Here is a 23529-nt window from a genome sequence, read left to right as displayed (position 1 = left end):
AATTTCAATTTCCATCAGGCTTTAAAGATTCCATATAGACTGATTCTGGCCAGTGGAATTTTTCAACATTGTCAGGTTTATTGGGGTTAAAATTTTTCTCAATTTTCGAAATGTATTTCTTCAAAGGCAGGTTTTGGTCAATGATAGATTTTACGACACATTTTGCCAATTCATAAGCTCCATAAGGATTAAAATGCGTATCATCTGCCAAAGCGTTCGGTTGATTAGGATAAGCGTTTGCCGGATAATAGACAAATGCTTTCTTCGCCGCTTCCGGTCCCATTGCTTCGAACAATGTTTTGCTTAATGCATTCAAATCAATTAAATCAACCTTTTCTTCTTTCGCAATTTCCCGCATTGCATCGGGAAAATCGTCTAAAGTATTGACTATTTTATTATTGTCATCAAAAACTCTGCGATTCATCGAAGTTACCAAAACAGGAATTGCACCTAATTGTTTCGCTTTTAAAATCCATTCTTTTAAACGTTTTCTGTAACCAGATTTCGTACTATTACCAGCTTTTTGGTCATTGTGCCCAAACTGAATAAAAAGATAATCTCCCGGTTTTATTTTATTCCAGATTTTATCGATTCGGTGACGGTCTTCGAAGGCTTTTAAGGTTTCTCCGCTTTCTGCATAATTGGCAATCACGACTTCGTTTGGTTTGAAAAAATAAGGCAACATTTGCCCCCACGAAGCCCAAGGTTCATATTGAGCATCCACAACTGTTGAATCTCCCGTCAAAAAAATAGTTTTCGCTTTTTTATTAGGTTGAATAATTATCGAACACACTTTCGGAGCTTTATTATTAAATTCAATAGTCAACAGATTGTCCCAATGAAGGTATTTTCTTTCTCTTGGTTTTAATTTTACAATTCCGATTTTTTCTCCATTTTGATTTCGGATGATGCTGTCTTTTACATGGACGGTAATTTGTTTTTCTACAACTTCGCCTTGTTTTGTTTTCACATCATTCAACATCAATCGGCGGTTTTCTACACGAACCGTTGTTTCGGAAGTACCTTTTGAATCACCCAAATTTAATTGAATATCATAATTTCCTTCAGGAAGAACCACAGAAAAATAGAAAGGTTTTTCACTTGTAATAAAATCTCCGGTCAAAGCATTGCCGCCATTGTCAACAGATTTTAAACCGGAAATATCCATAAATCCGTAACCAATTTTCTTGTCAAATTTTGAAGCCGGAGTGATTGGAATAAATCCGTTCTCCACTCTGTTTCCACCAAAATCAAACTTGAAAGTGGTTTGTTGCCCAAAATATAATGAACAGACTAAAACTATTAAAAAAGAGAATCCGTTTTTCATTATTAATCTGTTAAAATATTTTCTTTTGGCATTGTAAACTGTTTATTTTCATCGCCCAAATCCGGCAATCCAAAATAGAAATATAGAGTTCTTTTGAATGTTCCTTTCAAATGATTTGGTTCACTTTCGGGTCCTAAAGTTTCGGTTTTATCGTTAATATTAAACGCCAAAACAGTTCCCAAAGGAGGGATTGCATCTAAAAATGAGATATTTCCTGTCGGTAATTTCGGATAACCTTCCGCTCCGTAGATTCCGTAAAAATCAAAAAGTCTGACGAACATTTTTTCTTCCTTTGTTCCAACTGTTATTTTCCCTTCTGCAGTATCTAATTGCAACCAAGAAACCTCATCAAAATAGCCCTTAAACTCAGGGTAAATCCACGGAGATTGTCCGGTTCTTGTTGAGTTTTTTAAACTCTGCCAAACATTAAAAGTTTGTCCCTGAGTTCTGTTTTTCCAAACATGATAAGGTCCTTTTCCGAGCCATTTTGCATTGATGACATAATTTTCAGGATAATCGAAACTTACCCCTGAAAATTGATAATCTCCAGACAAAGAATATTCGTAATTCAATTCTAAAATTCCGTTTGGATTGAGTTTCCAAATGATTTTATTTCTGTTTTTATAATTGACTTCAATCAGTTGATTTTGTCCTTCTGCAAAAGATTTAATGGATGATAATTCCATAGTTCCGTTCACGAAAACAGGTCCGTTTTTGAAGGTCATTTTTTTGCCTTTTTTATCGACAATGACTGATTTCAAAAGTCCATCTTTTTTTCCGATGGCAAATTCCTTTTCGTCTGATTTTAAAATAAATAATGAATCATTTTCAATGACCGAAATCGGAAATTCTTTAAGTAAAGATTTTGAAAATTGTTTTGAAATTCCATCATTAGAGGCAATTTTCCAAGTCCAGGTATAAATTTCTTTTCCAAATTTGTCTATTGCAGTTAATAATAAACCTTCACTTTCTTTCCAGTTTGAAGGAAGATTTAAATTGATATTTCCTTTTTCTGTTGGTTTAATATTCGGAGATTCCGCTTTTCCTGTTTTAATTACGTCAGAACCAGATTCTGAGGAAAAGGGTGTTTTAAACTTAACTATTTTCCACTCAAACTTACATTCATTTAAATTCGTAAAATGATAACGGTTTTCGATAGGAATAATTCCATTAAAATCATTTGGAAGCGTTTTCAAATCAATCTTTACCGGACTGTAAATCTCCCTAATTGCATAAAAACTTCCCTCTTTTTCACGATGGGGTCCCATAACTCCGTCTGGAGCGTTGATAGCGTTCACGTCAATCTGATTGTTAAAATCTGTTCTCACCAAACCTTCATCTGCAAACGCCCAGAGAAAACCACCTGCTCCTTTTTTAGAATTCCAATGCAGTTCCCAATAATCGGCTAAAGAAGTTCCGCCACCACCGTCATCTTGAGCGTGCAAAAACTCGGTGGGCATATAAATATTTTCGCCTTCAAGAATTTTTTGTGTGCTGTAATAATCTTCGTAATGGTTGCAGTCGATTCCATTGAAAGCATTTCCTGGCTTGTGATGCGCGTGAATTACGGGACGGTTTGATAAATCATATTTTGCAAATTCTGCATCCAAGTCAAAATTATGCCCGCCCTCGTTTCCGTTACTCCAGAAAATAATGGATGGATGATTTGCATCTCTCACAACCATTTCTTTCACCAACTTTTCACCAACTTCTGTGCTGTATTTTTTTTGCCAACCTGCCAATTCATCCAAGACATATAAACCGAGAGAATCGCAAATTTTTAAAAACGATTTATTCGGTGGATAATGTGAACAGCGAACAGCGTTCATATTCATTTCTTTGATGAGCTGAACATCCATCAAATCGATATTTTCATTGACTGCTCTACCTGTTTCAGGCCACCAAACGTGACGATTGATCCCTTTCATTTTTATCTTTGTACCGTTGATATAAATGCCGTCGCCTTTCTTGATTTCTATCGTACGAAAACCGAATTTTTCTTCGGACTGAAAGATTGTTTTTCTGTTTTTATTTAAAGTGAATTTTGCTTTGTACAAATTCGGTGTTTCCGCCGTCCACAATTTTAGATTTTTAACGGAAAATTGAATTTGCTTTAAAGTATCATCTTTTTTAATCTGAATCTGAGATTCGCCAACCAAATTATTTTTAATATCAAATATTTCAACTTGTAAATTGTTCGCAGAATTAATTCCTTTTAAATGAATATTTGAACGAAAAGTTCCGTCTGCTTTTGCATCAATCGCTGTCCAGGAAATATGTTCTTTTGAAGTTGCTTCTAAATAAACAGGTCTGAAAATCCCTCCCAAAATCCAATAATCAGCGAGACGTTCTGCATTGTTGACCGATTTATCAGCGGATATTTTGGAAACTTTTACTTCAAGAATATTTTCTTTTCCAAAAATTAATTTGTCTGAAATATCATATTTAAATTCATAAAATGCGCCTTGATGAATAGCTCCGGCTGATCTTCCGTTGATCTTCACTTCGGTATCGGTCATCGAACCTTCGAAAACAATGTTGATGGTTTTTCCTTTCCAGGAATTTGGAACTAAAAATTGGTGTTTGTACAAACCTACTTCATCATTGAATTTAAAATTTTTGCCGTAGGTCACATAATCGCGTCCGTAATTATATGAACCAAAACCCTGCTGTTCCCATTGAGAAGGAACCTGAATTTTATCCCAATTTCCAGATTTTCGTCCACCGTTTATCCAAAAATCCCATTCTTTGGTATGTTCAGAATCTTTCCCGCTCAGGAATTGAATTTCCTTAGATTGAGAATGCAATAATTGAGAGCATAAACATAAAAGAACGAATATTTTGGAAAAACAACTCATTTTGCAGCAATATCGGAATCGTCTTTTTTGTCATAAGATTGAGTGAGAGAAGCAACTTGCTCCACCTTAATATTTTTTTGCTTTAAGTTTTGAATATTTTTCAGGTTTTCCATTTCAGGCTTTAATGCTCTGATTTTGAAATTTTCAAAAGTGAAATCTTTCAAATCAAACAAATCTGATTTTTCAATGGAGAACGCTGTTTCGCAACTTAAATCGATATTTTTGATGGTAATATTATTAGCCAATCCTTTTCTCGGTCTTTCTTCGCCTTTTAAATCAAAAAACTGGTTCCAGCCTTTTACATAAATAAAAGTTTTTACATTTCCTTTGATGTTGTCAACCGTCAGATATTCGTAATGTTGAGGCGTGTCGGGACGCATTTTTAGGTGTAGTAACCTTGAAGCATCTTTCACTGTAGAATTGCGAAGAACCACGTTGTAATTGTGAATTGATTCGCTACCGCAAGTCAAAACAGAATGGCAGAATCCAAAAGTATTGTCTTCAATTAAAATATTTCTGTTTTCTCCATTATTAGGGTCTTTATCGGCTTTTGGACCTTTTCCACCTTTTAAAGCAATTGCATCATCGTTAACCGACATATAGCAATTTTTAATCAGGAAATTCGTGCACGCATCAATATCAACCGCATCTGTGCTTGGTGCTTTTACAGGTTCTTTCGGAGCAAGAATCGTTAGATTTAATAATTTAACGAAATGTGATTTATAATAATGGGTGCTCCAAAACGGTGAGTTTTTAATTGTAATTCCTTCAACCTGAACGTTTTTAGAATTTGAAACATAGATAATTCTTGGTCTCATTTCATCCATATTAGTGCATTTAGGATTCCATTCGCGTCTTTTCCAGAAAGATTTCCAGAATCGAAGTCCGTTTCCATCCAATGTTCCTTTTCCTGAAATGGTAAAACCATCCAATCCGTCTGCGTTGATTAAAGCTGGAAAATATTTTACGGTTTGTCCTTCCATTCTTGTTGTCACCACCGGAAAATCGTTGATATCATCGCTTCCCTTTAATTTTGCTCCGTTTTCCAAATGTAAATGGGTTCCTTGTTTAAAAAAGACTGAACTGATAAGAAACGTTCCTTTTGGTACAATAACTACACCTCCATTTTTTGAAGCTTCATCAATGATATTTTGAATTTGTTTTGTCTGAAGAATCGTACTGTCATTCTTTACGCCAAAATCTGTGATAATGTATTTCTTTCCTAATTTGTTGATGTCGGTAGGTTTGTTTTCTTTAAACCATTTCGGAATTGCTGTTCCGTCGGGGAATTTGTCCTGACTTTTTAATCCTGTTGAACATAAAGCGAGAATCAAGAGAGACCCAATCAATTTGGATGTATTTGGAAATTTCATAATGTATTTATATTGCTGTATGATTTGATCCTTGTGAATAGTTGTTTAAAAAACACAAAAATCAGTAAAATAATTTTCAAATTGATTATCTGTAAATTATCACAATACTTTATTTAACGCAAAGTTCGCAAAGATTTTTTTACTACTAACTGCTTTTAAAGTTCGCAAAGGCGTTTCACTCAGCAAAGAGTCCAAAGGCATTTGAATAATGATATATTACAAACAATTAGAAAGAAAATTATTCTTTCATTTCATTTTCATAAAAATATACATTCCGAGACTTTACAGCATCCTGCTCTTTCATGTTGGAAGTTTAAAGATGCTTTTGACTTTAACAAGCTTTCAAATTAGATGAGTTTTCAGTAAGTTTACTTCTTTTATTAAATGAAGTTGAAAATAAATAATCATGAAAATAATTTCAGTAAGACAAAATCCTGAATATAAAGAAAAAGCAATTGAATATTTCCAGAAAAGCTGGTCTGAAATTTCGCCAATCATTTATCAAGATTGTATATCGAATAGTATTGATGCAGAGCAATCTCTACCTCAGTGGTATTTATTGGAAAAAGATGAAGAAATTATCGGTTGCGCCGGATTAATTACCAATGATTTTATCAGCAGAATGGATCTGTATCCGTGGGTTTGTGCTCTATTTATTAACGAAGATCACAGAGGAAATCATTACAGTGAACTTTTAATTAATAAAGCTAAAGAAGATGCCAAAGATTTTGGATTTAAATATCTGAATTTATGTACTGATCACATTGGATTTTACGAAAAATATGGTTTCAAATATATCGGACAAGGATATCATCCGTGGGATGAAGAATCCAGAATTTATCAATTTGAAGTTTAATTATTTTATGATTATTGAATACCGAAACCTTTTACCAGACGAAAGTAAAGCGTACCGAAGAATCCGTTTGGAAAGTTTAAAAGAATTTCCGGAAGCTTTTTCTGCAACCTATCAGGAAACTTTGAATGTAGAAAAACTTACTTTAGAAAACGATATTGAAAATCAGGCAGCCAATAAGTTTGTACATGGTGTTTTTGCACATCATGAACTGATTGGAATATGCACTTTTGTAAAAAGCGATGAAAACACCGGAAACATTTATCAAATGTATGTTCAAAAAGGATCTCAGGGAAAAAACATCGGGTTGAATTTAGTTCATTCAGCTATAAAAGAAGCTATAAAACGATATGGTAATCTGGAAATTTGTCTTGAAGTATCTGTTTACAATTTACAAGCTAAAAATTTTTATTTAAAAGCCGGTTTTGAGCAAATTCAGCAAGTTGAAAACTCAAGTGATATTTTAATGAAATACAAAGGTTTGTAAATTAATAATTCTTAAAATTATTCTGCCAAATTTTTCAAACTTCTATTTAAACTTCTCACAGAAATCCCCAAATACGCTGCTAAATCTTCTTTAGAAAGCTGAATATCCTGTTTTGACTGAAGCTCAAAAAGTTTCCGCAAACTATGTTCAACCGTATATAATTGCTGGAAAGAGGCTCGCTTTGAAGTATTCACAATTCGCTCTGCAAAAGCATCCACAAGCAAGGCATTGAGTTCTAAATTATTTTTTAAAAGTTCGCGAAAATATGGAACCGACAATGCATATGCCGAAACATCGGTCATCGCCTCGATATTGCATAAACAGGGAATATTTCTAATGCATTCTATCTCACCAAGAATTTCGCCTTTCCCTAAAAACTCAAGAATAAATTCTTTATCATTCTCTTCACTAAAATAACACTTTACGATCCCCTCTTTCATCAGCATCACTTTGGTCGATTTGTCGTTCTGCATCAAAAGTCTTTCTCCTTTTGCAAACTGTTTCAAGATCACGTCTTCTTTTCGCTCTTGTTTCTCGTAAAGTTTTGTGATAAAATCTAAAAATGTCTGGTTTGTGCGTAACATATTCTTATTCGGGACAAATGTCCTTTCGGGATTTTTTATATAGGTTGAAATTTGCGGCAGAAAAATACACAATACTGCTGAGAAATAAAATTAGTGATTCTACTCGATTTTTAATATAAAATTTAATAAAATATGAAACAGCTTATTAAGCAAGAGGACTGGAAAAGAAAGGAACATTTTCTATTTTTTTCAAAATTTGAAGAACCTTTTTTCGGAGTAACCATTACGATCGACTGTACTTTAGCCTATCAACAAGCGAAAGCAAAAGGAAACTCTTTTTTCCTTTATTATCTGTACAGGTCTTTAAAAGCAGCCAATGCCATAGAAAACTTCCGTTATAGAATTATTGATAAAGAAGTGTATCTGTTTGATCAGATCAATGCTTCTGCAACCATCAACAGACCCGATGAAACCTTTGGTTTCTCTTATATGGATTATGATAAAAATGAAGAATTATTTTACCAAAATGCAAAAGAAGAAATTGTAAGAGTACAGCAATCTAAAGGCCTAATTCCTGCAGGTTCGGGAGAAAATGTCATCCATTTTTCTGCTGTTCCGTGGTTTGATTTCACGTCACTTTCCCATGCAAGAAGTTTTACATTCCCTGACAGTTGTCCCAAAATTTCATTTGGTAAAGTAACTGAAAATAATGGTAAAAAATTGATGTCTGTCTCTATTCATGCCCATCACGGATTGATGGATGGTTTTCATATTGGATCATTTGCTGAAAAATTTCAGGAATTAATGAATGAAATATAATTTCAATAATTATAACAAAAAACACCGTCTGCGAAATTTTAAGACGGTGTTTTTTAGACTTAATTCAGACAATTATTATATTTACAGGATAAACTTGCCAAGGTTAGTTTATTTAAGAAAAACTTATCCATGAAAAAACAAACCTTAAAAGCTTATTTCAGAACTATTAATTGGTTGGGTAACGATATTGTAGACTGGAATTCTGGCGGAATGTGCTATTCTTTGGATGGAACTAAAAAGCAAGATCAAAAATATTATTACGGATTCAATTGCGATTCATCTATTACTTCTGATTGTGGTACTTATGCTTTTATTTACAAAAGATTAGGAACAAAAGGACTTCTTTTAAAAAATGGAGAGGTATTAAGAGAAATCAATCGTAGCTATTATCAATCTGAAGTCTATGAATATCCTGCCGCATTTATTAATTACAAAGGAAAAACATACTTGATACATTGCCCTAATTCTTATTGTCAATTAGATTTTGAAGATGTTGAGACGGGAGAAATTATGACAGATAAAGTTGAAAGAAACCCACGGGATATTTTCCATTCTAGATTAGAAGTAAGTCCTAATCATCAATTTCTTTTGAGTAAAGGATGGATTTGGCATCCGGTGGATGTCATTGAAGTCTACGACATAGAACAATGCTTCATTGATCCTACTTATTTAGACATTGAAAAGAGTATTTCAAATCTATCTGTTGAGATTTGCTCAGCAGCATTTATAGATAATGATAAAATTTTACTTTGCGCATCTGCGGAAGAACCATTTGATGATGAAAATATGGTTCCTCCCAATCATCTTGCTATTTGGAATTTTAAGACAAATCAAATAGAAAAAGTAATAAAACCAAGTATTGAAACAAGAAATGTTTTTGCTATTAACGAAAACCTTTGTTGGGATTTATATCAATATCCAAAAATTATTGATTTAAATAATGGAAATATCATCGGAGAATTTCCTGAGATTAATTCGGGGCTGCAATCTTCTTCAATTATCCGTAAAGAAAATTTAACGAAAATCGCTTTCAATAGACACAGCAAACAAATTGCAATTGCATTGGATGGTACAATTGAAGTCTTGTCTGTTTAAATTTAATCATTTTTTATATTCCTCATCGCTCACCGGAAGTAACCAAACTACCGAACCCTTATCATTATTACTAATTGCCAAATGAGAAAAATCGCTGTCAGCACTTGCTCCATGCCAATGTTCTACATTGGGTAGACATTTTATAACATCGCCTTTTCGCACAATTTTCTTTGATTGCCCTTTTTCCTGATAATATCCGGTTCCATCAGTAACCAGAAGAATCTGACCTGCAGGATGTAAATGCCAATTGGTTCTTGCTCCCGCTTCGAAAGTGATATTTCCTACAGTTATAGGAATTTCCGCCTCATTTGCAATCAATATATTGAGATAAACCGTTCCTGTGAAATTTTCGCTGTTTAACTTTTCACCTTTCTCAAAAAGAGTTTTAAATTCAGATTCACTTGTATTTTGAGTTTGGGATTTAAAATTATAAGTTGAAAGCATCAATATACAACTGCTTACAAACGTAATAAACTGTAAATATCTCATTTATAAATTTTTTGAATAAAATTCAAGTAATTTTTCAACTGCCTCATTTACATATTCCGGTTTCCAGTAAGTTTGAATATGAGTAGCACCATCGATAATCAATAGTTCTTTGCTTTTTGCATTGGTAGCTTTTGGGAAAGCTTCATCGGTCATATATTTCGTATCGGCTTTGCTTCCTACGATCATCAAAAGGGGTTGATCGATCAAATCCATATTTGCAGCTGCATCCCAAGTCATTAAGTCTAATAAATTGCTTGTAGGATAAAGAAAAGTTGAATTGGGGTGTGCATTGGTACGATAGTAATAAATATAACCTTCACGATAAAGGTCTGTTAAAGTTTTTTCAATCTCTTCATCTGTAATTTTTGCTACTCCTGAATAGATGATCTTACCGCCTGCAGCTTCTTGCGCTCTTGCATCAGAGACTTGTTTTAAACGTTCCTGTATTGTATTTAATCCCGAATTCTGAAAACCATTGCGTCTTACTTCGCCAGAATTAAACATACTTAAAGTAGCAACGGCTTTTACTCTCTTATCAGATTGCGAAGCTTTTAAAGTATAACCACCACCGCCACAAATTCCAAGCGCACCGATCCGGTTTTCATCAACACCTTTATATTGGCTGATAAAATCTACCATCCCATGAATATCTTCAGTTCGGTATGTAGGATTATCGGTATGTCTGGGCTCTCCTCCACTTGCTCCTTGATAAGCTGCATCAGCTGTAATTGTTATGTAGCCTATCTCTGCTAAACGCTGTGCATACAAACCTGCAGTCTGCTCTTTCACACCGCCATTGGGATGCGCGATTACTATTGCCGGATATTTTTTTGACTCATCATAATTTGCGGGAGTATAAACATTGGCAGCAATGTCAATTCCTTTTAATTTATAATTTACATGATGGATGTTTACTTTTCCTGATACGTTTTCTGTAATTGCCCCGTCATAAACCAAACCGAATGGGTTATTACGAGTGACTATTTCGATTTTTTTTATTTTCACTTTTTTTGTCTGGTCAATATTTTTCGTTTGTGCATTGATACCGAAGTTTATTATAGCTGTCGTCAATATCGTTATTGAAATTATTATTTTTTTCATTTTTTAATTTTTACAATTTATTTGGATATTCGATCTTTCAAGACCTCTTTTAAAACCATCGAAGCAGCTGTTGATTTTTCTTTAGTGATCGTGGGAGTGATCATTGTGATGAATTCATTCAACTGTTCAGGTGACCAACCCACATTTAATGAAATTCCTAAATGTGATCGAAGCATCGGGTCTGCATCGCCAATGGCAGTGATCACTGAAATGGTGACCAATTCTCTTTGGGCGTAAGTCAACACATCTCTTTCAAATATGTCTGCAAACAAATGTTCTTTTAAAAATGTGTCGACGGCAGGCGCAAAAGCAGAATATCCGGAAAGTTTATCGGCTTGTGGTGTTCCGGAAAGTTTTCCCAATATGTCTTTGCCTCTCTCATATTTACTTTTCTTATTTACAATTGGCGAAACCTCAGCTCCCAAATTATCTTTGATCCCTTTTGTTTTTCGCTCTTCAACGACTTCCATAAAGGTCTGCAAACCTCGAATACTTCTGGGAAATCCACAATATGCATAAGAATGAACGAGCATTTCTTTAATTTCATTCATAGTCAATCCAGCATCAAGACCTGAATTTAAGGCATCTTTCAGTTCAGTTAGTTTCCCTTGTGCTGTAAAAGATGAAATCGTAATTATATTTCTGTCTTTTGAACTTAATTGTGAATTAGATGTTGCCATTTGCTGGGCTTTTAAAGTATTGAGAAACATTGATGTTCCTATCAGTAATACGGTTAGAATTAATTTTAAACTTTTCATGTTTATTATTTCCCAACGTTTTTCTGTAAATGTTGAGGATAACGTTCCCCTACAATTTTGATTTTTTCGGCAGCTGCTTCAATATTATTTAAATCATCTGAAGTTAATTCTACTGATGCTCCGCCAAGATTTTCTGTTAAACGGTGCAGTTTTGTCGTTCCAGGAATTGGAGCGACCCAAGGTTTTTGTGCTAATAACCAAGATAAAGCGATCTGTGCAGGAGTAGCCTCTTTTTCTGCGGCAATTGATCTCAATAGATCTACTAATGCCTGATTGGCTTTACGGTTTTCTTCTGAAAATCGTGGTACAATATTTCTGAAATCATCTTTTTCAAACTGAGTGGTTTCATTGATCGCTCCCGTTAAAAAACCTTTACCGAGTGGACTGAAAGGCACAAAACCAATTCCCAGTTCTTCCAGAGTTGGTATAATTTCATTTTCAGCATCACGATAAAATAATGAATATTCACTTTGTAAAGCAGTTACAGGTTGAACGGCATTTGCCTTACGGATCGTTTGTGCCCCTGCTTCAGACAACCCAAAATGTTTTACTTTCCCTTCTTCTATTAGCTCTTTCACTGTTCCTGCAACATTTTCAATCGGAACATTTGGGTCAACTCTGTGCTGATAAAATAAATCGATGACGTCGGTTTTCAATCTTTTTAACGATGCTTCAGCAACTGCTCTTATAGTTTCCGGTCGGCTATCCATTCCTAGATCTGTTTTAGCGTTTTTAAAACCAAATTTAGTAGCAATTACTACGTCTTTTCTAAATGGTTCAAGTGCTTCACCTAGCAAATCTTCATTGGTATAAGGTCCATAAACTTCTGCAGTGTCAAAAAAAGTGACTCCTTGTTCATAAGCAGCTCTAATTAGTTGTATGGCATCCTGTTTTTCGGTAGGTTTTCCATATCCAAAACTCAATCCCATACATCCTAAACCTAATGCAGATACTTCCAATTTATTTTTTCCTAATATTCTTTTTTCCATTTTCTTACTTTTTTAATTATTCTTTTTTAAAGGCGCTTCCACATTTGAAAACTGTAAAACATTTGCCGGTAATCTTTCGCCTAATATTTTAACGGCATCAACTTCTGTATTGAATTGTTTTAATTCATTGGCTGTAAATTTCACCTGCTCAGCTTTTAGATTTTCCAGCATATGTGCCATTTGTGTTGTTCCCGGAATGGGTACGATCCAAGGTTTTTGAGCCAATAGCCAAGCCAGGGAAATTTGTCCGGGAGTTGCATTTTTCTTTGTTGCCCATTTTTGAAGTACTTCTATCAAAGCCAGATTATTAGGAAGGTTTTCTTTTGAAAAACGACTTTCACGACCTCGTATATCTCCGGGAGCAAAACCCGTATTGGCATCAATCGCACCTGTTAAAAATCCTACCCCGAGAGGACTCCACGGAACAAAACCAATTCCCAGTTCTTCACAAAGCGGGAGAATAGTTTCTTCAGGCCCTCTCCATAATAACGAATATTCATTTTGAATCGCTGTAACAGGATGAATTGCATGTGCTCGTCTTACCGTTTCAACACCTGGTTCTGAAAGTCCATAATTCAATACTTTCCCTTCTTTCATTAAATCTTTTATAGTTCCTACAACATCTTCAATGGGCACTTCAGGATCAACCCGATGCTGATAAAGCAAATCGATACGGTCTGTACGCAAACGTTTCAGCATTCCTTCCACCACCATTTTTATATGCTCCGGTTTGCTGTTCAGACCCGGTAAACGCTGACCGGTCTTTTGATCAATATTCCATCCGAATTTTGTTTCAATTACAATTTTATCACGAAAAGAAGATACCGCTTCACCTAAAATTTTCTCCACTTCAAAAGGGCCGTAAGCTTCTGCTGCATCAAATAAAGTTACGTCATTATCAAATGCTTTTCGGATGATATTATGCATTTCTGAGCGGTTCGGGATTGTAGTTTGATACGTTCGGCTCATATTCTGAACACCCAATCCAATCGCAGAAACTTCCAGCAATTTCCCTAACTTTCTGCGACTGCTAAGAACATCCTTGAAGCTTTCGTTTTGAAAATTGTTTAGCTGTTGACTTGCTGCTTTAGCTAAGGAATCAAAAGGTAATAATGCAGTACCTGCAGCAGCTAATCCAACAGCTTTTAAAATATCTCTGCGATTCATTTTTAATATTATTTGGTGAAATAATGTTTTAAACGTCTAATTTTCTTTCGCTTAGCCATTTGACCATATTCGGATCTCGATGGTCAAAAAATAAACTTGCATTGGTATCTAACGTTTGAATAGTCAGAACATCTTCTTTTGTTAATTCAAAATCAAAAATGTTGAAATTTTCAGCCATTCTTTCTTTCCGAACCGATTTCGGAATAGCAATAACGTTTCTCTGAACCAACCACCGCAGAATTACCTGAGCTACAGTTTTGTTGTATTTATGAGCAATTGTGCTCAATAATTCATTCTGGAAAATATTGTTCTTACCTTCAGCAAAAGGTCCCCAAGATTGAATTTGCACTTTATTTTCATCTAAAAACTTTTGAGTCTCTATTTGCTGGTGAAATGGATGTGTTTCTATTTGATTGATAGCTGGAACAAATCCACTATTAGCGATTAAATCAGCAATTCTGTCGGGATGAAAGTTGGCAACCCCAATTGCTCTTATTTTTCCCTGAAAATAGAGCTCCTGCATCGCTCTCCAAGAACCGAATACATCTCCATAAGGCTGATGAATAAGATATAAATCTAAATAATCCAGCTGAAGATTTTTCAAAGACTTATTAAACGCTTTCAATGTATTTTCGTAACCGGCATCCTGAACCCAAAGTTTGGTTGTGATAAAAAGATCTTCTCTGGGAATACCACTATTTTTTATCGCTTTACCTACGGCTTTTTCGTTAAGATAAGAAGCGGCCGTATCAATTAATCTGTATCCTGTTTCGATGGCATCCAAAACTGCCTGTTCGCATTCTTTAGGATCGGGAATTTGAAAGACCCCAAAGCCCAAAACAGGCATCTGCAATCCGTTGTTTAATGTTATATTATACATGTTTTTAATTGTATTTGAACGTTTGTTATGCAAAGTTCCCAATTGATAACGGGCTTGTTGGTATACAGATCACTGCATTTATAACCAATATTACCGATAATATTGTAATGGCTTTAATTTGAATATTTTAATATGTAATTTCGCTTTATCAAAAAGATAAAATCATGAGTAAAGTAGTTAATTTTGAAACGGTCGACGATTATAATCAGTTTAATAATCACGAGACCTTGCATCCTTTGGTAAGCATTATTGATTTTTCTAAAGCTCACCCAAGAACCGGCTCTAAAATGAACTTTAACTTGTACTGTATTTTTTTGAAGGATGTAAAATGTGGTGATTTAAAATATGGCCGCGCAACTTACGATTATCAACAAGGTACTTTGGTTTTCGTTTCTCCGGGACAGATCCTGGATGTAGAGAATAAAACAGATCTATACCAACCGACAGGACACGGAATTGCTTTTCATCCGGATCTAATTAAAGGAACTTCTTTGGCAAAAGCAATTTCAGAATATCATTTTTTCAGCTATAATACTAACGAGGCGCTTCATCTTTCAGCTAAAGAACGTCAATTGATTCTTGATCTTTTTGCTATTATTGATAATGAATTGAAACAATCTGTAGATAAACACAGTAAAAAACTTATCACATCTAACATCGAATTGTTCTTTAATTATTGTGAACGCTTTTACGACCGCCAGTTTATCACCCGTGAAAACGTAAATAAAGGGCTTTTAGAAAAGTTTGAACATTTATTGAATACTTACTTTTCATCTGATAAACCTTATTCTGTAGGATTACCTTCTGTTGCTTATTGCGCCGACCAATTGCATTTATCTGCCAATTATTTCGGCGATCTAATAAAAAAAGAAACCGGTAAAACCGCTCAGGAATATATTCAGAATAAAATAATCGATGTAGCGAAAGAAAGGGTTTTTAATATTGACCAATCGATAAGTCAGATCGCTTACGAATTGGGATTCAAATATCCGCAGCATTTTATTAGACTTTTTAAACAGAGAACAGGTGTAACGCCTAATGAATTTAGAAATTTAAATTAAGTCTGTACTTTATTTCATAAAAATCATAGCTCAGAATTATTTTAAGACAAATTGAGCAAATTTTAAGCATCATTTATAGAAAAAGCAACACCCATAAATTTGGATGTTGCTTTTTTTAGTCACAGAATTATAGTTTTAAAATCAATGGGCATGATCGCCAGAATTTGATAATTTGGCATTCACAAAAAAGGCACCTTTTGTAACCACAGATGCATCTGCAGAAATTTCGTTAACGGTAGTAATTGCCGTATATCCCATATCGGAAGAACCTTTTACAACTTCTATTTTTTCGAAATTGACTGTTTTAGATTCTTTTTGGTTTGCTTTCTCTTCGTGTGCGTGTTCACCTTTTTCTTCAGCGTGTTCTTCAGGTTTTTTATTTGTTTTAATAAAAATATAATATTTGCTGTCTGCTTCTACAATGGCTTCATTAGGAACTGCCGGTGTCGTACTTTTATCAAGACTTACAATTCCGGTGATATTCATTCCGTCGATTAATCCGGCTTTATTTCCTGTGACAGAACAGTGTACAGAAATTGTTTTGCTTTCGTTTTCAAAAGACGAACCGATGCTGAATATTTTTGCATCGTACTCTGTTTCCGGGTTGTTCGTCAGTTTAAAATGAACGATTTGCCCGACTTTCATTTTTGGTAAATCTTTTTCAAAAACCTGTAAATCGAGATGCAGAGAACCGTTATCAATCACATCAGCAACCGGCGATGAGATATCAACATAACTTCCTATCTGCGCAGAAATATTACTTACTGTTCCGCTAATTGGCGATGTGATGACCAAACCTGAACGTAAATTACCATTATTCACATTTGCAGGGTTGATTCCCATAATCTGAAGCTGTCTTTGTAAAGATGATTTTTGAGTTCTTAAAGTTTTAAGTTCGGCATCAGAACTTTGAAGGTTTTTTTTTGCACCAGCATCATTATCGAACAATTCTTTTTGTCTTCTGTATTCCTGCTCGGCAAAGGCAATTCTGCTTTTCACCGTAAGATATTGCTCTTGTAACTGAATATATTCAGGATTGCTTATCGATGCGATGACCTGTCCTTTTTTTACAAAGTCCCCAATCTGAACATTCAAAGTCTTAATAATTCCGCCATACATTGAAGTGATAGTCGCTTTATTATTGTTTGGAACCCGTAATGTTCCATTCGCTTTAATCGTGGAAGTCAGTTCTTTTAATTCAATTTTCCCTAAAGTAACACCCACGCTTTTTATTTGCTCATCAGTAAGACTTGCAATTGTTTGAGGAGCTTCTTCGCCGTGTTCTTCGGTTTGTTCTGTCTTAATTTCACCTTCAGGTTCTGCAGTTGTTTCTTTTTTCCCGCAACTTACGAGGAAAATAAAAGTAAGGGTGATATAGATGATATTTTGTTTCATTTTATTTGTTGATTAAAGAATTAATGATGATTACAGACTGATTGACCTGTTGTATAGACTCCAGATATTTCAGCTGAATATTGGTGGCGGTTTGCAAAGCAAATAAATATTCAACGTAAGATATTTCTCCGGTTTTATAACCCAGTTGCCCTGCTTTAACTATTTTTTCAGCATTGGGTAAAGCTTGGTCAACGTAATATTGATATTGCTGAATGTCTTGCTGATATTGGTTTAATGCATTTTCCAACTGAGCGGTCAATTGTTTTTGTTGCTGTTTGGCATTCGATTCTGCCATTTGTTTTTGATATTCCAAAGACTGAATTCGTGCTTTGGTTGCTCCAAAAGTCAACGGAATCGCAACTCCAATGCTTGCAACACTGAAGCGGTTTCCTGCATCATAATATTTTTCCTGACCATTCAACGTATGAAAACCTATAATCGACTGATTGGTATAGCCTAAAGTAAATTCCGGCAAACCTTGCGACTTTTCAACATTTTTATTCTTATCGGCAATTTCCATTTCCTGATAAAAAGCTTTTACCGTTGGATGATTGGCAATAGCTGTGCTGTCCAAAACATATTCTGCTTTCAAAGGCTCATAATTTTTATTGAAAAGAATCTCAATATCATCATCCGTATTCAGAAGGGTTTTCAGGTTTTTGTAGGCATTATTAAGATAGATTTTATTCTGATTTAATAATAAATTGATTTCCCCTTTCTGTGTTTCCGCGGTGCTTATTTCTATTTTTTTGATGTCTCCTGCATTAAATCTTACGGTTGCAATCCTTATAAAATCCTTATAAAGACTATCCAGTTTCAACAGTTTGTTTTGATTATAATGCAGATATTCAATTTGATAGAAATAAGTTCTTACCTGTTTTGCAAGCTCATTAACCGTAATTTCTTTGTTAATTTGTTTTCCTTTTATTTCCTGTGCAATGAGTTCTTTTCTCGCTTTAAACAATGTGGGAAACGGAATACTTTGCGAAATGGAAAACGACTGGTCAAATTTCGGACTGTTGTATTGTCCCAATTGTGCATTAAAACTCAATTTGGGAAGTTCATTTGCCGTTGGTTTCAGGCTTTCAGAAACTTTAACATCCAAGTCTTTAGATTTTATTGAATAGTTATTATTCAAAGCTATTTCTGTTGCCTCTTCTACCGAAAGAGTCTTTATTGTTTGAGCCGTCAATGTTTGTCCAAATAATAAAAAAACTAAAATAATAACCGTCGTTAAAGGCTTCGTTTTGATATTCTTTATTTTGAGTTTTGTGCTGAAAATAATGTAAAGCATTGGTAAAACAAATAAAGTAAGGAAAGTTGCCGTTATCAATCCGCCAATCACAACGGTTGCCAAAGGTTTCTGAACTTCTGCGCCTGCTCCCGTGGAAATCGCCATCGGAAGAAATCCTAAAGACGCAACCGCTGCTGTCATCAAAACCGGACGAAGCCTTGTTTTAGTTCCTTCAAAAACACGTTTCAGAATATCAGTTTCGCCATCTTTTTCCAATTGATTAAATGTTCCAATCAAAACAATTCCATTTAAAACTGCAACTCCAAACAATGCTATAAAACCAATACCGGCACTGATACTAAAGGGCATATCCCGAATAATTAATGCGAAAACTCCACCAATTGCACTCATTGGAATCGCTGTAAAAATCAGGGCGGCTTGTTTTAAAGATTTAAATGTAAAATAAAGCAGCATAAAAATTAATAAAAGAGAAACCGGAACAGCAATCATCAGTCTTTTACTTGCTGCCTGTAAATTTTCAAATTGCCCGCCATAAGTGAAGTAATACCCCGAAGGAAGTTTTACTTTATCATCCAGTTTTGCCTGAATATCTTTCACCACACTTTCAACATCTCGGTCTTTCACATTAAAACCGATTACGATTCTGCGTTTTCCTTCTTCACGACTTATCTGTGCCGGACCGAGCTTGTAACTGATATTTGCGACCTGCGAAAGCGGAATCTGATTTCCGGAATTGGTAGAAATCATCAGATTATTCACATCGTCAATATTGGTTCTATGAAGGCTGTCTAAACGTACAACCAAATCAAAACGTCTCTCATTCTCAAAAACCAGACCTGCGCTTTTTCCTGCAAAAGCGGTACTTAACGTGTTATTCACGTCTTCAATATTCAACCCATAATTTGCCATTCTTGTTCTGTCGTATTCTACATTGATTTGTGGAAGTCCGCTAACTCGTTCAATTTGAGGTTGAGTTACCCCATCCACCGATTGAATTACATTATTGACCTTATTCGCATAAATTGCAAGAGAATCCAGGTTTTCACCAAAAATTTTCACCGCAACATCCTGACGAATTCCGGTCATCAATTCATTGAAACGCATCTGTATTGGCTGATTTTTTTCAAAGAAAACACCGGGAATATTTTCGAGCTTTTCAGAGATTTCATCTGCCAATTCATTGTAAGATTTTTTTGTTTTCCATTCTTTTTGTGGTTTCAAAACAATAATCATATCCGTTGCTTCCGGTGGCATCGGGTCGGTCGGAACTTCGGCGGAACCTGTTTTTCCTACAACCATTTTTACTTCATCAAACTGTTTTATAATTCTTGATGCCTGCATCGATGTTTCTACACTTTGGGTAAGCGAACTTCCTTGTGGCAAAATACAGTGAAATGCAAAATCTCCTTCCTGCAATTGTGGGATAAACTCGCCTCCCATTCTGCTGAATATAAAAATACTGACTGCAAATAATGCAACGGTAGCCGAAACTAAAATATATTTTAAACGAAGTGCTTTCTCTAATAAAGGCTGGTAAATATTCTGCAACCTGCGCATCATTTTATCTGAAAAATTTTCTTTTGTGGAAGGCTTTTTAGATAAAAATAAGGCGCTCATCATCGGAATATAAGTCAATGATAAAATCAAGGCTCCTAAAATTGCAAAACCTACTGTTTTTGCCATCGGTGTAAACATTTTACCTTCTACTCCAACCAAAGTCAGGATAGGAATATAAACGATGAGAATAATAATCTCCCCAAAAGCTGCGCTGTTTCTTATTTTTGAAGCAGAAAGAAAAACTTCTTCATCCATTTCTGCCTGAGTCAGTTTTTGAGTCGATTTTCTGAGTCCTAAATGATGAAGGGTAGCTTCTACAATGATGACTGCACCGTCTACAATCAGCCCAAAGTCGATTGCACCAAGACTCATCAGATTAGCGCTTACGCCAAAAACATTCATCATTCCCAATGCAAAAAGCAATGCCAATGGAATTGCAGAAGCAACGATTAATCCGGCTCTGAAATTCCCTAAAAATAGCACTAGAACAAAAATGACAATCAATGCACCTTCTATCAGGTTTTTTTCAACGGTATTGATAGCTCTTCCCACCAAATCTGTTCTGTCTAAAAACGGTTCGATAACAACATCTTTGGGTAAAGATTTTTGAATCGTCGGGATTTTTTCTTTCACCAAATTTACCACTTCATTACTGTTGGCTCCTTTCAGCATCATTACAATACCGCCTACTGCGTCAACTTTTCCGTCGAACGTCATTGCTCCATAACGTACTGCGCTTCCCAATCTTACATCGGCAACATCTTTTATAAAAATCGGAACACTACCTGTATTATTCTTTACGGCAATGTTTTTTATATCTTCCAGAGAAGCGACAACACCAATCCCACGGATGAAATAGGCATTCGGTTTTTTATCGATATAAGCTCCTCCTGTATTCTGATTGTTTTTTTCTAATGATGTGAAAATATCAGTCACACTTACACCCATTGCTTTCAGTCGGTTAGGATCAATAGCGACTTCATATTGCTTCAGCTCACCGCCAAAACTATTAACTTCTGCAATTCCTGGTGTGCCATTTAGCTGTCTTCTCACAATCCAGTCCTGCATTGTTCGCAGTTCTTGAGAAGAATATTTGTTTTCACTTCCTTTTTTCGGATGCAGAATATATTGATAAACCTCGCCTAAACCGGTACTTACAGGAGCCAATTCAGGAGTTCCGATGCCTTTTGGGATTTCCTCTGCAGCTTCTTTTAGTTTTTCACTGATAAGTTGACGCGCAAAATATACATCAACATCTTCTTTGAAAACAACGGTTATAACCGATAATCCAAATCTGGAAATACTTCTTGTTTCCTCGATATCCGGAATATTGGCAATGCTTTGCTCAATCGGAAAAGTAACCAGCTGCTCTACTTCCTGACCTGCAAGTGTAGGACAAACCGTGATTATTTGCACCTGATTATTGGTAATATCGGGTACAGCATCAATCGGTAATCTGGTTGCACTCCAAACGCCCCAAATTATCAGCAACAAAGTCATTATCCCAACGACAATCTTGTTTTTGATGCTAAATTTTATGATTTTATCTAACATTGAATTTTATTTAATTTTTATTGACCTGCAATCTCATTCTGCATCAGATAACTGATGCATTCCTGAAATACAAAAATGACTAAGAATACCCTGCAATCATATTGCAAAGTTTTGATGAAAGAATGCTTTCATCTAATCGTTAAAAATTAAATTTTGGGAGGTTGCCAAATATGGTCGTAAACCTGATAGGCAATATTGTTTCTATGAAAAAGAATTTTCTTTGAAAAATAGGCTTTTACCTGTAAAGGAATTTCTGAAAACGGTTCCATTTTAAATACCGTAACGGTCATTTGACAGCAATTACAAGTACAGAATGGCGAACAATCGTCATCTGCATTATTAGAATGAAAATCGTCTGTATTGAGTGAAACCTGAGAATAGTTAGTCTTTATAGTATCTGCTTTTACATCACTACACGGCATTATAAGCAGTGCAATGAAATAAAATATAGATATGAACCGTAAAAACTTCACTTAACAAAAATATAAAAATAGTTGATATAAACTAAACTTTTATTAGAGTTTGGCGATTTTCAGGCGATTAACCATGTAATATCTAATTGATTTTCTCATGTGATAAAAGAATATTTTCAATCAATCTTAAATCCTGGGTGATAATTTCAGTGGGGCTAGATAAAAAGGTTTTATTCAATATCCAATTAAACAAAAAACAACGCAATGAAAATCATTTACGTTGTTTTTATAGAAATATTTTGACTTTTAATATTCAGTTTTATTTACATTTTATTGAAGATTTAAACTAAAAAATGCTTTTTCCATTTAGCAACCGTATTTCTGCTCAATCCATAATGTTTTGCCAGCTCAGAATTGTTCAGATTATGCTTTTTCTGATAGTCAAGAATTTTAAAAATTGTTGACTTATCATAAGACCGATGTCTTCCATCATTAAGAAATTCTTCACTTTGCTTCTTTCCAAATAAGATAATTTCAAGATTGATAACATCTAATTGCGAAAAGTTCTCTTTCTGTAAAAATGGTAAGCAGTCTTTTTCCTTTTCAGGAAATTTCATTTTAAGGAGATCCCTGTAGATTCTTTGGTAATCAGGTTTATTCATGGTAATGTTTTGTTTTTTTATAGTTTTTAGTATTTTTCAATCCATTTCAAGAGTGTCGTTTTAGGAATTTTATACTCCTCTATGATTTGAGCTTTCGTTTTTTTTCCTGTTTTGATAAGTTCTAGAATAAATTTGATGATCTCTTTGGTATAAAGATTTTTCCTAAAAGTTGGAAGAGAAATTTTATTTTCTTGACTATTTGTAGCACTCGAATTTTTTGCAGAAAATAAAATCAAATGTTGCGAATAAATTCTAAAAAAATCGTATTCTAGCAGTTTACACCATTTTAGAAGAATGGTAGTCGGAAGACTTACCGCTTCATACATATCTTGTATTTCATTTTCCGTGCAATTCATAAAATTACAAATGCGGTCACTTTCAATATTGTTTACCTCTACCTCTTTTCGAATTAAAGATCCAATGTGTATGTTTTTGTAATCTAATTTCATTTTAAAATTATTATTATCATAAATCATTATCAACAACGGCGTAATGATTCATAATTTTTAAGTTTCTTTTAAAAATTATTTATTTAAAAATTTTCTTTTTCAAACAGATTTTAGATTTTTGCAAATCGTATAAGACGAAAATACATTTAGAAAAGAAAATTAGTAAGAATAGAAGCATTAATTCATATTAATCGAAACCAAAATAATTAAATAAAACGTTAATTTTAAAAAAGTAACCCCCTGTAAACAAATAGAATATAAAACAAAAAGCGTTAACTTTATAAAAAGTCATTTTTAATGTTTTTTTACCTCATGATTAATAGAAAATTATACTAATATTGTCACCATAAAAGATATTTGCGATAAATGATTAAATTTTATGTATATCCGTTTTTCATCATACCGCTGTAATGTTAGCAATAATGAGCCTATCGAATAGTTTATCTGCAAAATATCTTCGATT

General features: G+C 34.4%; 20 protein-coding genes. 5 read left to right on the top strand and 15 right to left on the bottom strand.

Annotated elements, in window-relative coordinates:
* Positions 1 to 4: 4 nt before the first annotated feature.
* The 3 genes from AB671_RS04115 to AB671_RS04105 are packed head-to-tail and all read right to left on the bottom strand — an operon-like array spanning position 5 to position 5558.
* On the bottom strand, positions 5 to 1327 hold the full coding sequence (locus AB671_RS04115; RefSeq protein ID WP_066679713.1) for a rhamnogalacturonan acetylesterase: 1323 nt from the start codon (positions 1325 to 1327) through the stop codon (positions 5 to 7).
* Between the two features lie 2 nt (positions 1328 to 1329).
* Positions 1330 to 4134, bottom strand: a complete 2805-nt coding sequence (locus AB671_RS04110; protein ID WP_228391032.1) for a glycoside hydrolase family 2 protein — start codon at positions 4132 to 4134, stop codon at positions 1330 to 1332.
* Between the two features lie 47 nt (positions 4135 to 4181).
* Positions 4182 to 5558: a glycoside hydrolase family 28 protein gene (locus AB671_RS04105; protein ID WP_066679711.1), complete on the bottom strand. Its 1377-nt coding sequence runs from the start codon at positions 5556 to 5558 to the stop codon at positions 4182 to 4184.
* Positions 5559 to 5964: 406 nt separating this feature from the next.
* Here AB671_RS04105 and AB671_RS04100 point away from each other — a divergent pair, with 406 nt between their 5' ends.
* Together AB671_RS04100 and AB671_RS04095 are read left to right on the top strand one after the other, a co-directional pair.
* Positions 5965 to 6414 carry a GNAT family N-acetyltransferase gene (locus AB671_RS04100; RefSeq protein ID WP_066679710.1) on the top strand — a complete coding sequence of 150 codons (450 nt, stop codon included), beginning with the start codon at positions 5965 to 5967 and terminating at the stop codon, positions 6412 to 6414.
* Entirely contained in the window at positions 6341 to 6898 is a 558-nt protein-coding gene (locus AB671_RS04095; RefSeq protein ID WP_228390962.1) for a GNAT family N-acetyltransferase, read from the top strand. The genes AB671_RS04100 and AB671_RS04095 overlap by 74 nt, the downstream gene beginning before the upstream one ends.
* A 17-nt stretch (positions 6899 to 6915) precedes the next feature.
* Here the strand turns inward: AB671_RS04095 and AB671_RS04090 are convergent, their stop codons facing one another.
* On the bottom strand, positions 6916 to 7482 hold the full coding sequence (locus tag AB671_RS04090; RefSeq protein ID WP_066679709.1) for a Crp/Fnr family transcriptional regulator: 567 nt from the start codon (positions 7480 to 7482) through the stop codon (positions 6916 to 6918).
* A gap of 132 nt (positions 7483 to 7614) precedes the next feature.
* Between AB671_RS04090 and AB671_RS04085 the strand changes: the two genes are divergently transcribed.
* Positions 7615 to 8241 (top strand): chloramphenicol acetyltransferase, encoded by a 627-nt coding sequence (locus AB671_RS04085; RefSeq protein ID WP_066679708.1) that lies wholly within the window; start codon positions 7615 to 7617, stop codon positions 8239 to 8241.
* 129 nt (positions 8242 to 8370) lie between these two features.
* Complete coding sequence (locus tag AB671_RS04080) at positions 8371 to 9336, top strand: hypothetical protein (protein ID WP_066679707.1); 966 nt, start codon at positions 8371 to 8373, stop codon at positions 9334 to 9336.
* Positions 9337 to 9342: 6 nt separating this feature from the next.
* On the opposite strand, the gene AB671_RS04075 is transcribed toward AB671_RS04080, so the two are convergent.
* Genes AB671_RS04075 through AB671_RS04050 form a run of 6 tightly spaced genes read right to left on the bottom strand, consistent with a single transcriptional unit; the run spans position 9343 to position 14720 of the window.
* Positions 9343 to 9825, bottom strand: coding sequence for a cupin domain-containing protein (locus AB671_RS04075; protein ID WP_066679706.1), 483 nt, complete (start codon positions 9823 to 9825; stop codon positions 9343 to 9345).
* Positions 9826 to 10926: an alpha/beta hydrolase gene (locus tag AB671_RS04070; RefSeq protein ID WP_066679705.1), complete on the bottom strand. Its 1101-nt coding sequence runs from the start codon at positions 10924 to 10926 to the stop codon at positions 9826 to 9828. It abuts the gene before it with no gap.
* Between the two features lie 17 nt (positions 10927 to 10943).
* On the bottom strand, positions 10944 to 11684 hold the full coding sequence (locus AB671_RS04065) for a carboxymuconolactone decarboxylase family protein (protein ID WP_066679704.1): 741 nt from the start codon (positions 11682 to 11684) through the stop codon (positions 10944 to 10946).
* A 5-nt stretch (positions 11685 to 11689) separates the two neighbouring features.
* On the bottom strand, positions 11690 to 12673 hold the full coding sequence (locus tag AB671_RS04060) for an aldo/keto reductase (protein WP_066679703.1): 984 nt from the start codon (positions 12671 to 12673) through the stop codon (positions 11690 to 11692).
* Between the two features lie 12 nt (positions 12674 to 12685).
* Complete coding sequence (locus AB671_RS04055) at positions 12686 to 13840, bottom strand: aldo/keto reductase (protein ID WP_066679702.1); 1155 nt, start codon at positions 13838 to 13840, stop codon at positions 12686 to 12688.
* A gap of 28 nt (positions 13841 to 13868) precedes the next feature.
* Positions 13869 to 14720, bottom strand: a complete 852-nt coding sequence (locus tag AB671_RS04050; protein WP_066679701.1) for an aldo/keto reductase — start codon at positions 14718 to 14720, stop codon at positions 13869 to 13871.
* A gap of 164 nt (positions 14721 to 14884) precedes the next feature.
* Here AB671_RS04050 and AB671_RS04045 point away from each other — a divergent pair, with 164 nt between their 5' ends.
* A complete protein-coding gene (locus tag AB671_RS04045; RefSeq protein WP_066679700.1) occupies positions 14885 to 15781 on the top strand; it encodes a helix-turn-helix domain-containing protein in 897 nt (298 codons plus the stop codon).
* Positions 15782 to 15922: 141 nt separating this feature from the next.
* Here the strand turns inward: AB671_RS04045 and AB671_RS04040 are convergent, their stop codons facing one another.
* From AB671_RS04040 to AB671_RS04020, 5 genes are all read right to left on the bottom strand, one after another.
* Positions 15923 to 17176: an efflux RND transporter periplasmic adaptor subunit gene (locus AB671_RS04040; protein WP_066679699.1), complete on the bottom strand. Its 1254-nt coding sequence runs from the start codon at positions 17174 to 17176 to the stop codon at positions 15923 to 15925.
* Position 17177: 1 nt separating this feature from the next.
* Positions 17178 to 21542 (bottom strand): CusA/CzcA family heavy metal efflux RND transporter, encoded by a 4365-nt coding sequence (locus tag AB671_RS04035; protein ID WP_082987225.1) that lies wholly within the window; start codon positions 21540 to 21542, stop codon positions 17178 to 17180.
* Between the two features lie 146 nt (positions 21543 to 21688).
* Complete coding sequence (locus AB671_RS04030) at positions 21689 to 22015, bottom strand: DUF6660 family protein (RefSeq protein ID WP_317040105.1); 327 nt, start codon at positions 22013 to 22015, stop codon at positions 21689 to 21691.
* Positions 22016 to 22296: 281 nt separating this feature from the next.
* On the bottom strand, positions 22297 to 22617 hold the full coding sequence (locus tag AB671_RS04025; RefSeq protein ID WP_066679697.1) for a helix-turn-helix domain-containing protein: 321 nt from the start codon (positions 22615 to 22617) through the stop codon (positions 22297 to 22299).
* A gap of 26 nt (positions 22618 to 22643) precedes the next feature.
* Complete coding sequence (locus tag AB671_RS04020) at positions 22644 to 23066, bottom strand: transposase (protein ID WP_066679729.1); 423 nt, start codon at positions 23064 to 23066, stop codon at positions 22644 to 22646.
* Positions 23067 to 23529 lie beyond the last annotated feature (463 nt).

The organism is Chryseobacterium sp. BGARF1 (assembly GCF_001677955.1).
Taxonomy (GTDB): domain Bacteria; phylum Bacteroidota; class Bacteroidia; order Flavobacteriales; family Weeksellaceae; genus Chryseobacterium.
This window is presented reverse-complemented; position numbering and strand designations above follow the sequence as displayed.